Source organism: Streptococcus suis (assembly GCF_002960625.1).
Lineage (GTDB): Bacteria > Bacillota > Bacilli > Lactobacillales > Streptococcaceae > Streptococcus > Streptococcus suis_T.
Map to the genome: position 1 here is coordinate 34,853 of NZ_POJH01000019.1, position 13,013 is coordinate 47,865.

10 protein-coding genes are annotated in these 13,013 nt (G+C 41.3%); all 10 read left to right on the forward strand.

The features are described 5' to 3' along the window. Positions 1-132: 132 nt before the first annotated feature. The gene (locus C1G49_RS03105) at positions 133-4,743 is read left to right on the forward strand and encodes a MucBP domain-containing protein (RefSeq protein ID WP_105124571.1); all 4,611 of its coding nucleotides are present in this window, start codon (positions 133-135) and stop codon (positions 4,741-4,743) included. A gap of 23 nt (positions 4,744-4,766) precedes the next feature. Beyond that, on the forward strand, positions 4,767-6,155 hold the full coding sequence (locus C1G49_RS03110) for a glycosyltransferase (protein WP_153048216.1): 1,389 nt from the start codon (positions 4,767-4,769) through the stop codon (positions 6,153-6,155). A gap of 120 nt (positions 6,156-6,275) precedes the next feature. Next, positions 6,276-6,554, forward strand: a complete 279-nt coding sequence (locus C1G49_RS03115) for a hypothetical protein (RefSeq protein ID WP_105124573.1) — start codon at positions 6,276-6,278, stop codon at positions 6,552-6,554. Between the two features lie 12 nt (positions 6,555-6,566). Continuing rightward, a complete protein-coding gene (locus C1G49_RS03120) occupies positions 6,567-6,869 on the forward strand; it encodes a hypothetical protein (RefSeq protein ID WP_105124574.1) in 303 nt (100 codons plus the stop codon). Between the two features lie 52 nt (positions 6,870-6,921). Then, the gene (locus C1G49_RS03125; RefSeq protein ID WP_105124575.1) at positions 6,922-7,761 is read left to right on the forward strand and encodes a thymidylate synthase; all 840 of its coding nucleotides are present in this window, start codon (positions 6,922-6,924) and stop codon (positions 7,759-7,761) included. 286 nt (positions 7,762-8,047) lie between these two features. Then, on the forward strand, positions 8,048-8,560 hold the full coding sequence (locus C1G49_RS03130; protein ID WP_105124576.1) for a dihydrofolate reductase: 513 nt from the start codon (positions 8,048-8,050) through the stop codon (positions 8,558-8,560). A gap of 197 nt (positions 8,561-8,757) precedes the next feature. After that, a complete protein-coding gene (gene clpX / locus C1G49_RS03140; protein ID WP_105117048.1) occupies positions 8,758-9,984 on the forward strand; it encodes an ATP-dependent Clp protease ATP-binding subunit ClpX in 1,227 nt (408 codons plus the stop codon). Positions 9,985-10,044: 60 nt separating this feature from the next. Then, positions 10,045-10,632, forward strand: coding sequence for a ribosome biogenesis GTP-binding protein YihA/YsxC (gene yihA / locus C1G49_RS03145; protein WP_105124577.1), 588 nt, complete (start codon positions 10,045-10,047; stop codon positions 10,630-10,632). Positions 10,633-10,641: 9 nt separating this feature from the next. Further along, complete coding sequence (gene ndk, locus C1G49_RS03150) at positions 10,642-11,055, forward strand: nucleoside-diphosphate kinase (RefSeq protein WP_100881362.1); 414 nt, start codon at positions 10,642-10,644, stop codon at positions 11,053-11,055. Between the two features lie 95 nt (positions 11,056-11,150). Beyond that, positions 11,151-12,983: a translation elongation factor 4 gene (gene lepA, locus C1G49_RS03155; RefSeq protein ID WP_105124578.1), complete on the forward strand. Its 1,833-nt coding sequence runs from the start codon at positions 11,151-11,153 to the stop codon at positions 12,981-12,983. The last annotated feature ends 30 nt before the right edge of the window (positions 12,984-13,013 follow it).

A 13,013-nucleotide genomic window follows, 5' to 3' on the forward strand; every position in this document is an offset into this window, starting at 1 on the left:
TATAGAGAATAGGATTTTTTAATAGATTATTCTAATATTATTTGTATATATTGTTTGTATATATTATTATTAAGTGATATAATGGCGATGTAAACGGTATCAGTATTTCAAACCTTAATAGGAGGAAGAATCATGGAAAAGAAACATAGGTATGGTTTTCGTAAACACAAGGCTGTCAAAGGTCTTGGTGTTGCTCTATTGGGTACAGTTGGTGTACTTGCTGGATCATCATTGATCTCTGCAAACGAAACTAGTATTTCTGAAGCGGTTCAAACCAATCGGACCATAGATACGACGATTAGCCGAGTGGATTACAATGATTTAACAGCAGAACAAAAAGCGCGAATTAAATCAGGAAAGATTGATGAACAAGTTTCTTGGATCAATCCTGATACAGGAAACTTTGAATGGATCACAGGTTTTGTTGCTGTATATAAACATTCTGGTAGTTGCCAAGTTGTTCCTGTAGATCCAGAGCCGGAACAACCGCTTATTCCAACTTCACCATCCTTAGTTCCTAATCTTCCTAGCCCTAATACTCCGACACCTAGTCCACAAATCCCAAGTGTTCCAATCACACCACAAGTTGAGCCACAAATCCCAAGTGTTCCAAATACACCACAAGTTGAGCCACAAATCCCAAGTGTTCCAAATACACCACAAGTTGAGCCACAAGTTCCGAGTGTTCCAAACACACCACAAGTTGAGCCACAAGTTCCGAGTGTTCCAATCACACCACAAGTTGAGCCACAAGTTCCGAGTGTTCCAATCACACCTCAAGTTGAAACCCAAGTTCCAGTTCCTCCAAAGGTAACGGTCACACCAAAACCTCAAACACCGTCAACTGTTGCGCAAACAGTATCGAAGATAACTGGAATTCCTGCAAAATCTGTTCAGTCTATTTTGCCAAAGACAGGTTCTGTAGGCTCGAAAACTATTGCCATTGCTGGATTAGGATTGTTAACATTAGGCGGATACTTATTGTTTAAGAACCGTAAAACAGGTAAACATGTTGCGATTGCACTATTAGTTGCAGGAGGTGTAGGAGTTTCTAGTCCGGTTCTTGCCAATTCAACTACCTTCCTTGACTTGGTTGAAAATGTAACCCTTCAACTTAATTCTCGCTTCACTTATAAACCAGCAACAGATACTTGTTGGGAATATGTTGGATACTACCCAGAAATCGCATCTGTACCTGCAGAAACACCTACAAGTCCAAATACTCTAACCTCAGCAGATTTGAAAGCTGAGTCACAGGAGAACAAAGGGAAGGTAACAGTTTACTATGTTGACGAAAACGGAAACACAATAGCTGATTCCAAAGAGCTAGTAAATTCAGTTGTTTCCACCACTTATCGTACTAAAGTGACAATCAATGGTGTAGAGAAAGTCATAGAAAACACTGTACCTACTGAGGTTGACTATGATACTACTGCACTTAAAGTCGATACTATTTTGTTTAATGATGAAACCTACGAGTTTGTGACTGTTCAAGGTAGTGAAACAGGCAAAGTAGTGGCAGGTGAAACAGAAGTTACCTATGTTTACCGTAAAGTAACTCAACCTGTCGTAACTCGTGAAGAGCTTGATCCAATCCAAGAAATTGGGAAGGTAACAGTTCATTATGTTGATGAGGCTGGCAATAAACTTGCAGATTCGAAAGAATTGGTAAATGCAATCATTTCGACAACTTTCCGTACTAAAGTAACCACTGACGGTGTTGAAGAAATTAAAGAAAACAAAGTAGCTAGCGATGCTACTTACAACGCTGCAGCTGTTAAGGCGACCAGCTTGGAGTCCAATGGTGAAACCTACGAGTTTGTGGCTGTTCAAGGTAGTGAAGCAGGCAAAGTAGTGGCAGGTGAAACAGAAGTTACCTATGTTTACCGTAAAGTAACTCAACCTGTCGTAACTCGTGAAGAGCTTGATCCAATCCAAGAAATTGGGAAGGTAACAGTTCATTATGTTGATGAGGCTGGCAATAAACTTGCAGATTCGAAAGAATTGGTAAATGCAATCATTTCGACAACTTTCCGTACTAAAGTAACCACTGACGGTGTTGAAGAAATTAAAGAAAACAAAGTAGCTAGCGATGCTACTTACAACGCTGCAGCTGTTAAGGCGACCAGCTTGGAGTCCAATGGTGCTACCTATGAGTTTATGGCTATTGAAGGAAATGAAACTGGTAAAGTTGTTGCTGGTGAAACAAATGTAACCTATGTTTATCGTAAGCTTGTTCAACCTCTTGTCACTCGAGAAGAGCTTGAACCAATCCAAGAAATCGGTAAGGTTATTGTTCATTATGTTGATGAGGCTGGCAATAAACTAGCTGCTTCTAAAGAACTGGTAAATGCCGTTATTTCCACAACCTTCCGCACCAAGCTAATCACTGACGGTGTTGAAGAAACGAAAGAAAATAAAGTCGTCAGCGATGCAACCTATAATGCAGCGGCAGTTAAGGCAGCTGTTCTGGAGTACAATGGCGAGACCTTTGAGTTTGTGGCTGTTAAAGGAAATGAGACCGGAAAAGTTGTTGCTGGTGAGACAGAAGTTACTTATGTTTACCGTAAGCTTGTTCAACCTCTTGTCACTCGTGAAGAGCTTGAACCAATCCAAGAAATCGGTAAGGTTATTGTTCATTATGTCGATGAGGCTGGCAATAAACTAGCTGCTTCTAAAGAACTGGTAAATGCCGTTATTTCCACAACCTTCCGCACCAAGCTAACCACTGACGGTGTTGAAGAAATGAAAGAAAATAAAGTCGTCAGCGATGCAACCTATAATGCAGTGGCAGTTAAGGCAGCTGTTCTGGAGTACAATGGCGAGACCTATGAGTTTGTCGCTGTTAAAGGAAATGAAACTGGTAAAGTAGTAGCTGGCGACACAGAAGTTACTTATGTTTACCGTAAGCTTGTTCAACCTGTCATTACCCGCAAAGAACTTGAACCAATCTTAGAAACCGGTACAGTAAATGTACACTTTGAGGATGAGACAGGTAAGGTCCTTGCACCAGCAAAAGTTCTGGTCAATACCATTGTAAGCTTGACCGAACGTACTGAAACTATTACTGATGGGGTTTCAAATATTGTAGAAACCAAGCGTGAAACCAATGCAAGCTATGATGCTACTAATCTAAGACCAGATCGTATTGAATTTGAGGGTGCATTGTACGAATTTGCTACTGTCACTGGAGAGGTATCAGGCAAGGTCTTGCCAGGAGAAACCAATATCAGGTACATTTATCGTAAAGTACCAAATACGACTGAAGAGTTTACACGCGAAATCAAGGGGAAAGTAGTAACGCGCTATATTGATGAAGTGACAGGTCAGGAAATTGTTCCAGAATCCATCGTTAAAGAAGGGGTTATTGCTCTTGAGACGACGACAGTGACCAAGGATGCTCTCGGTAATACAGTAGATTCTCAGACTTCGAGCAGTTCAGCTAGCTTTGAATATAGCACAGAAGCTGATAAGATTGTCAAAGAAGTGGAAATTGCTAAAAAACGGACTAAGGCGACAGATTGGATCAACCCTGAAACCCAGCAAACTGGCCAGGTAGAAAATAATGCTGCCCAAGGTCTACTAGATCATTTGACCAGCCGCGTGCGTATCTACTCGCCAACCAACCCAGCTGATCCTGACAACGTGGCTGAAACTCTCGATTATGTCCGTAAAGAAGGATTTGATGAAGCTTCTCAAAAAATTGAAGAAATTGGCAGTGGCAACAACACTACAATATACGGGACAAGAGATTATACAGATTATAGTTATAGCTATACAAGACCTTCTAAGGCCCTTATACCTGAAGCGGAGTACGAATTTAGTCGTGTAGAGGGGCAAGAAGTCGGAAACAGCAATCAAGAAGTTAAGACCATAACCTACTATTACAAACCAAAAGCTGTAGAAGTGAAACCAATTATCCAACACATTGAACCAGAGGTTCTGCCTGTAGAATCAGTCAAGCCTGCCAATACAGTTGAGGAAAGCAAGCGTGAGATTACTGGTAAAGTCATCACACGTTATGTAGATGAAAGTACTGGCCAAGAAATTTTAACTGGTTCAACGGTTGCTGAAGGGGTTGTAGCAATCGAGACAACCACAACTACCAAGGACTATACTGGTAAGGTAGTAGACACCCAGGTGACGACAGAGCCAACCAATCTCCAATACGACACCACTGCAGATAGAGATTTAAACAATTCACGGATTGCCACTATGCGGGTTACACCATTAGAGGCTCTCAACACCTTGACAGGTCAAATCAGCCCGATTGTAAATGGTGAAGCTGCAGCTGTGGCTGAAACCCTGGATGTTTATATCCCACTTTCTAATCCTCAGTTGGATGGTAGATTCTTGAGCAATCGATATGCAGCAGAAAGAGGCTTTGATATAGGGACAGCTCAGCTAGTTGAAAGTTCATCTGTCACTGCGTCTAGAGAGCCAAATGAGCCAGAAACCTATCATATTTCTAATGTAGTGACCCAAGACGGAGTTGTAACTCCTGAGTTTGAGATAAGTAATGGTCAGGTTTACTATGTCCAGCACTATGTTTACACCAAACCAGTCACTATTGAAGAAAACCCCGTACCATATCAATTTACTAGAGTAGATACTGCTGAAACTGGTACAGTTGAGGAAGGCGTAACAGTTGTGACCTACTATTACAAACGGGTCAGTCTCTCAGTAACTCCGACATCGAATTCTGTTGGTATCTACTTATCAGAAACGACCTTGAAAGCCTGAGTAAAGCTATTAGGAGAACCACTGTGACAGTATATACTTTGAGAAGTTGGATGACAGATAAGTCATTTGGATATGAAACCACACAGGTTTTTCGACAAAATGTACTGAATGACCTTGGAATTGCCAACTATCTCGTACTTGGCAGTCCATACTCAACACCATTCTGGAAGGAGCAGCTTCAAGCTCAAGGCTATCGACTGGACAATGTTATCATCATCCCTCACCTCTATTCGGACATTGATACTTGTCTGAGGTCCTATAAAATTTCTGACTTTGAGGAGGATCTTTCCAAAAAGCAAATCAGTTGGAATGAAAAAAAGATACTTTCTCCAACGACAGCCATGTACACGACTGATGAGGGGTACTTCGACCTAAACTTAACAGCTGATGGAAATATTCTGTCCATTATCGAAAGAAGTTTGAATTTGGAATTAAAATCAGTAACCTCTGTTTTTGAAAAGCCGTTCTATACTAGTTTTTCGGACGATAGCTTTTGTTATTATGATAAAAGTGGTCAGATTGTTCTACGCGGAGCAATCGATAATAAGGACTGTTACTATTTTTACCAGGGACAAAAATGGACGATGGTAGATTTATTTCTAGCCTTTCTGTCAAATCGATTAGTCTATCAAAAAGATGTGGTTTTAAATGACCAGTTTATTGATCAGACACTAGAAAAATTTTGTCAAAATCAGGGGATCTTCTATCGCTATATCCTCCATTACAACCATTACTTTTCTCAAAAAATGGTCGATGGCTACAATATAAAACTCGGGAAAGAGATTTTTGTGGCCAGTCCTTACATTATTGAGCCTCTAGCCAAGGATAATATTCAAGCTGAGTTTCTACCTCCGATTGCCGTCCAGGTTGCTCAGCAAACTCCGAAAGGATTGAGTAGTAATAAGTTGCTTCTAGTTGGAAATATTTATGACCACAAACGTGTGGCTATGGCAATAGAGGCTATGAAAGAAGTTCCTGAATTAGAACTTCATATCTATGGAGGACGGGTTGAAGCTATTCAAGCTTTAAAAGAAGAACACAATATTCCTGATAACGTGATTTTCAAAGGATTTGTACCTAGTAGACAAATTCCGCGGTCAGACTATTGTGCCTATCTATCCTGTTCTCTAAGCGAAATGTTTGCCAATGCTATGGTAGAGTGCCTTGGCCAAGGACTGATTCCTATCCTTTCCAGGGTTGATTATGGCCATAATCAAGTCTTAGAAGAATTAGGTATCTATCAACAATGTGGTTTTGATAGTGTAGAAGATCTTGTCAAGGTCTTGAAAAATCTAGCAAATTTACCTTTAGAAGATCGACAGGAATTGTCTAAGACGATTCTTGACTATGCTAACAAATTTAGCTATTCAGAGGCACGCAAGCAGTATAAGCTTGCTCTAGGTTATAACTAGGTTCATGAAAGCAGGGCATTCCCCTGCTTTTTCAATTCCGCTGTCACACTTTCTTTATATACATATATTGAAAATAACTGTTTGATGGTTTAAACTAGAAGTAGAAGGGAGTGTCGGTTTATGAAACAAGTAAACATATCTAAACTGATTGATTATCTAACGATCGTTGGTCTGCTGATTTTACTCTCTGCCTTTTTCCTTGATAACTGGATTCGTGACTGGTTTTTTCCGTCGAGTTGGGGTTCTGTAGCTACCATGATGATTTTGCCGGTATTAGGGGCACTGGTTCTCATGCTGTCGATTTACTATAAAAAATTATGGACAGGCATCATCAGTATTCTGTTTATTGTTTCCTTCCCCTTGTTCTTTGGATTGGGCTATTTTCTCTTTGGTCCCTAGAAGGAGTTTCTCATGAATGTGACACTATTAAAACGGATAAATATAGTCTTGTATAGCATTGCAGCTTTTCTCATCGTCTTGCTATTTTTACCAGTAGGTCAATGGTTTGATATTGTAAATGTGAATTTTAAACTAGCATTTTTTATCATTCCCTTTTTCGGTCTAGCAAGCTTACCAACGGCTATTTACACTAAAAATGTTCGTCAGATATTGTTGAGTGCCACCTTGGTCGCCTTGTATTTTATACTGTTCAGCCTAGTAACAGCCCTCGCTGGTTTATTCCAGCTCAACCTTTACCCCTTGCTCTATAAATGAGAACTCCAGTTCAAAACTGGAGTTTTTTGCTAGAATTTGCTATACTAAAACTATGACAAAAGCAGATAGTATTTTTAAAGAAAACATTCGTAAGATTATGGAAGAGGGCGTTTTTTCCGAAAATGCTCGCCCTCGTTACAAGGATGGAAATGTTGCCAATTCCAAGTACATTACAGGTGCCTTTGCAGAATATGACTTGGCCAAGGGCGAGTTCCCTATTACTACATTAAGACCGATACCGATCAAGTCAGCCATTAAGGAAATTCTCTGGATTTACCAAGATCAGACCAATGATTTATCCGTCTTGCAGGAAAAATACGGTGTCCAGTATTGGAATGACTGGGAAGTAGATGGAACTGGAACCATTGGCGAACGCTATGGGGCTATCGTGAAAAAGCATGATATCATTTCAAAAATCCTCAAACAGCTGGAGGAAAATCCTTGGAACCGTCGTAATGTGATTTCCCTCTGGGATTATGAAGCCTTTGACCAATCCGCAGGTCTCTTGCCATGTGCCTTTCAGACCATGTTTGATGTTCGGCGAGTGGATGGGGAGATTTATCTGGATGCAACTCTAACTCAGCGGTCAAATGATATGTTGGTAGCCCATCATATCAACGCTATGCAGTATGTAGCCCTTCAGATGATGATTGCTAAGCATTTTGGTTGGAAAGTTGGAAAATTTTTCTATTTTATCAACAACCTTCACATCTATGACAATCAGTTTGAACAAGCTGAAGAATTGCTCCGACGTACCCCGTCGGAAGTCGAACCGCGTTTAGTTCTCAACGTCCCAGACGGAACAAACTTTTTTGATATTAAAGCAGAAGATTTTGAGTTGGTGGACTACAATCCAGTTAAACCTCAACTTAAATTTGACTTGGCGATTTAACTGGATTAGCAGTGAAGAACTTCGTTCTTTTACCTCGCTTCTTTATTTTTAGGCTCGGGCTGAAACAGTCAATTCCCAGACTGTTTCACTCACTCAGACAGTTTGAGCAACTTACATTCGATTTAGCAATTTAAGATGTGGGACAGCAATCAGTAGAGTTTCGCCTACCTACAATGTCTAGAATTGAGGGTTTGGTTCTATAGTTATAAAATTTGCGCTTGGCCTACTTGGTAAGTGCATTTTTTATGTTTTTTTGATAGAATGATAGGACGGAAAGTGAGAGAAAATGACAAAGAAGATAGTTGCAATTTGGGCACAAGATGAAAATGGATTGATTGGAAAAGGGGATAGACTTCCATGGTATTTACCTGCAGACTGGGCTCATTTTAAAGAAACGACCACTGGTCATACTATGGTAATGGGGCGTGTGACTTTTGATGGCATGGGTAAGCGTGCTCTTCCAAATCGTCATTCCTTAGTACTGACAAGTGATGAAACCTATCAAGTTGAGAATGACCGAGTCACAGTCTTACACAATGTAGAAGCTGTTCTAGACTGGTATCATCAACAAGAAGGAACTCTATTTGTAATTGGTGGAGGACAAATTTTTACTGCCTTTGCACCCTACATCGAAGAATTGATTGTAACACATATTCAGGGGCAATTTGACGGTGATATTTTCTTTCCAGAAGTTTTTCCAATGGGAGATTTCCAGTTACAAAGTGAACAATTTCGTCCAAAAGATGAGGCCAATCCAGTTGATTTCATCATTAAAAACTATAAAAGAAGAGAGAAATAGGCATGGAGAGAAGTTTATTCGGTTTGTTTACAGCATTTCTATGTGGAATCTGTGTTCTTTGTGCAATTCAAGCCTTTAAAAAGAAAAGATTTGGTTTAGCGATTTTGTTTCTATTGAACGCTTTTACCAATTTAGTCAATAGCATCCATGCTGTATATGGATTTTTGTTTAGATAAGAGATATGAAAGAGGAGATAAATGGCTGTTAAGCATAACCATGAGTTAATTTATTGCTCATTTTGCGGGAAAAATCAAGAAGAAGTAAAAAAAATTATCGCTGGAAACAATGTGTTCATCTGTAATGAATGTGTGGAGCTGGCTCAGGAAATTATTCGCGAAGAATTGGCAGAAGAAGTATTGACTGACCTGGCTGACACTCCAAAGCCACAGGAATTGCTCAATATTTTAAACAATTATGTTATCGGACAGGACCGTGCTAAACGCGCCTTGGCAGTAGCAGTCTACAACCACTACAAGCGGATAAATTTCCAAGATAACCGTGATGAAAGCGATGTTGATTTGCAGAAATCAAACATCCTTATGATTGGTCCAACTGGTTCTGGTAAGACCTTCTTGGCTCAAACCTTAGCCAAAAGTCTGAATGTTCCATTTGCCATTGCGGATGCAACTGCCTTGACAGAGGCGGGTTATGTCGGTGAGGACGTGGAAAATATACTCCTTAAACTCTTGCAGGCAGCAGATTTTAACATTGACCGCGCAGAACGAGGGATTATCTATGTGGATGAAATTGATAAAATTGCCAAAAAAGGTGAAAATGTGTCCATTACCCGCGATGTTTCGGGTGAAGGTGTCCAACAGGCTCTCTTGAAAATCATTGAGGGAACTGTTGCCAGCGTGCCACCACAAGGCGGACGCAAGCATCCTAACCAAGAAATGATCCATGTGGATACCAAAAACATTTTATTCATCGTAGGTGGTGCTTTTGACGGGATTGAGGAAATTGTCAAGCAACGTCTAGGTGAGAAAATCATCGGTTTCGGTCAAAACAATCGTGCTATTGATGAAAAAGATTCTTACATGCAACACATCATTGCTGATGATATTCAAAAGTTTGGTATCATTCCTGAGTTGATTGGTCGCTTGCCTGTATTTGCAGCTTTAGACCAGTTAACAACCGAGGATTTGGTGCGTATTTTGACAGAACCTAAGAATGCTCTGGTTAAACAATACCAAACCCTCTTGTCTTACGATGATGTCGAGTTGGATTTTGACGAGGATGCCTTGTTGGCCATTGCTGAGAAGGCGATTGAGCGGAAAACAGGAGCGCGTGGACTTCGTTCCATTATTGAAGAAACCATGTTGGATGTTATGTTTGAAGTACCAAGTCAAGATGATGTCAAACGGGTTCGTGTTACAAAAGATGCAGTAGATGGTAAGGAAAAGCCTTTGCTTGAAACAGCTTAAAGAAGTACAAGGAGGGGTGTGAGCTACTGGCTTTCTCCCCTTATTTATGAAAGGTAAACAATGGAAATCAATACACATAATGCTGAGATTCTGCTAAGTGCAGTTTCAAAGGCCCAATATCCAGATGATGATATTCCGGAGATCGCCCTGGCTGGTCGGTCAAACGTTGGAAAATCTTCCTTTATCAATACCCTTTTGGGAAGAAAAAATTTAGCTCGTACTTCAGGTAAACCTGGTAAAACTCAGCAGTTAAACTTTTACAATATTGATGACAAGATCCGTTTTGTCGATGTGCCCGGTTATGGCTATGCCAAGGTTTCTAAGGCTGAGCGAGCAAAATGGGGCAAGATGATTGAGGAATATCTGACAAGTCGTGAAAATCTGCGTGTGGTCGTTAGCTTGGTTGATATGCGCCATGAACCATCGGCTGACGATGTCCAAATGTATGAGTTTTTAAAATACTATGAAATTCCAGTCATCATCGTTGCGACCAAGGCAGATAAAATTCCACGTGGTAAATGGAACAAGCATGAATCCATTATCAAAAAGAAATTGGATTTCGATAAAAATGACCAGTTTGTCGTCTTTTCATCCGAAACCCGCCATGGTTATGACCAGGCTTGGGATGCTATCCTGAGTGAGATTTAGGAGGTTTTTATGGAACAAACATTTTTCATTATCAAACCTGACGCTATCAAACGTGGGCTGGTTGGGCAAATTCTCAGCAGAGTGGAACGTCGTGGATTTGTCATTCGTGACCTAAATATGATGACAGCGACGGAGGACTTGGTCGCTCAACATTATGAGCATTTAACAGACAAACCTTTCTTTCCGCTCTTGGTTGACTACATGACCAGCGGACCAGTCATTGCTGGGATTTTAGAAGGACCAGAAGTCGTCAAATCTTGGCGAGATATGATGGGGGCTACCAATCCAGTCAATGCCTTACCTGGAACCATTCGAGGAGATTTCGCCACTGCACCAATTGATGGTATTGTGGCAAATGTTGTTCACGGATCTGACAGCATAGAAGCTGCTCACCGTGAAATCGCCTTATGGTTGGGAAAATAGCAGAGCGGACACCTAGTTTTCTAGGTGTTTTTCTTATGGAAAATTATCACTAAATCTGATATAATGAGGAGTAATACTCTTGTAGAGGAAGAAACATGAACTTAGAAGATTTGAAAAAACGACAGGAGAAGATTCGGAACTTCTCTATTATTGCCCATATTGACCATGGAAAATCAACCTTGGCTGACCGTATTCTTGAGAAGACAGAAACAGTTTCTAGTCGCGAAATGCAGGCCCAGTTGCTGGATAGCATGGACCTGGAGCGTGAACGTGGGATTACCATTAAGTTGAACGCTGTTCAGCTCAATTACAAGGCCAAAGATGGTGAGACCTACATTTTTCACTTGATTGACACACCTGGACACGTGGACTTTACCTATGAGGTTTCGCGTTCATTGGCTGCCTGTGAAGGTGCGATTTTGGTGGTGGATGCAGCTCAAGGAATTGAAGCTCAAACATTGGCAAACGTTTATCTTGCCCTAGACAATGATTTGGAAATCTTGCCAATCATCAACAAAATTGACCTGCCAGCAGCGGATCCTGAGCGTGTTCGTCAGGAAATTGAAGATGTGATTGGTTTGGATGCTTCAGAAGCAGTACCGACATCAGCCAAGGCTGGTATTGGTATCGAGGAAATCTTGGAGCAAATCGTGGAGAAAGTTCCAGCACCGACTGGTGATGTGGCTGCTCCGCTACAAGCCTTGATTTTTGACTCTGTCTATGACCCTTATCGTGGGGTTATCCTGCAAGTTCGTATCGTCAACGGTGTGGTAAAACCTGGCGATACCATTCAGATGATGAGCAATGGTAAGACTTTTGATGTGACGGAAGTCGGTATCTTCACACCAAAAGCAATCGGTCGTGATTACTTGGCGACTGGTGATGTAGGTTACATCGCAGCCTCTATCAAGACCGTTGCTGATACCCGTGTCGGTGATACAGTGACCTTGGCTGAAAATCCTGCCAGCGAGCCACTTGCAGGCTACAAGCAGATGAACCCAATGGTCTTTGCAGGTATTTATCCAATCGATTCCAACAAGTACAATGACCTCCGTGAAGCCTTGGAAAAACTTCAACTCAACGATGCTAGCTTGCAGTTTGAGCCAGAAACGTCACAAGCACTCGGATTTGGTTTCCGTTGTGGCTTCTTGGGTCTCTTGCACATGGATGTTATCCAAGAACGGATTGAGCGGGAATTTAACATTGACCTCATCATGACAGCACCGTCGGTGGTTTACCATGTTAACATGACGGACGGTGAAATGATTGATGTAGCCAACCCGTCCGAATTCCCAGACCCAACCAAGATTGCTACTATCGAAGAACCTTACGTTAAAGCACAAATCATGGTACCGCAGGAGTATGTCGGTGCAGTCATGGAATTGGCTCAACGCAAGCGTGGGGACTTTGTAACCATGGATTACATTGATGATAACCGTGTCAATGTCATCTACCAAATTCCGCTGGCTGAGATTGTCTTTGATTTCTTTGACAAACTCAAGTCCTCAACTCGTGGCTACGCAAGCTTTGACTATGAGATTTCTGAATACCGTTCATCCAAGTTGGTGAAAATGGACATTCTCCTTAATGGTGACAAGGTCGATGCCCTCAGCTTTATCGTCCACAAGGAATTTGCCTATGAACGTGGGAAAATTATCGTGGATAAGCTCAAGAAAATTATCCCTCGTCAGCAGTTTGAAGTGCCAATCCAGGCAGCTATCGGTCAAAAAATCGTGGCTCGGAGCGACATCAAGGCTCTTCGCAAGAACGTTTTGGCCAAGTGTTATGGCGGTGACGTTTCCCGTAAACGCAAACTCTTAGAAAAACAAAAAGCCGGTAAAAAACGGATGAAAGCCATTGGATCCGTCGAAGTCCCTCAGGAAGCCTTCCTCAGCGTACTCAGCATGGATGAAGATGATAAGAAATAAAAAGGTCCAGTGTACCTTTTTATCATGAGC

Excerpts from the sequence above, each read along its gene's own strand:
- clpX (WP_105117048.1), top strand. The coding sequence starts at position 8,758 with ATGGCTGTTAAGCATAACCATGAGTTAATTTATTGCTCATTTTGCGGG.
- C1G49_RS03125 (WP_105124575.1), top strand. The coding sequence starts at position 6,922 with ATGACAAAAGCAGATAGTATTTTTAAAGAAAACATTCGTAAGATTATG.
- yihA (WP_105124577.1), top strand. The coding sequence starts at position 10,045 with ATGGAAATCAATACACATAATGCTGAGATTCTGCTAAGTGCAGTTTCA.
- C1G49_RS03120 (WP_105124574.1), top strand. The coding sequence starts at position 6,567 with ATGAATGTGACACTATTAAAACGGATAAATATAGTCTTGTATAGCATT.
- C1G49_RS03115 (WP_105124573.1), top strand. The coding sequence starts at position 6,276 with ATGAAACAAGTAAACATATCTAAACTGATTGATTATCTAACGATCGTT.
- ndk (WP_100881362.1), top strand. The coding sequence starts at position 10,642 with ATGGAACAAACATTTTTCATTATCAAACCTGACGCTATCAAACGTGGG.
- lepA (WP_105124578.1), top strand. The coding sequence starts at position 11,151 with ATGAACTTAGAAGATTTGAAAAAACGACAGGAGAAGATTCGGAACTTC.
- C1G49_RS03105 (WP_105124571.1), top strand. The coding sequence starts at position 133 with ATGGAAAAGAAACATAGGTATGGTTTTCGTAAACACAAGGCTGTCAAA.
- C1G49_RS03130 (WP_105124576.1), top strand. The coding sequence starts at position 8,048 with ATGACAAAGAAGATAGTTGCAATTTGGGCACAAGATGAAAATGGATTG.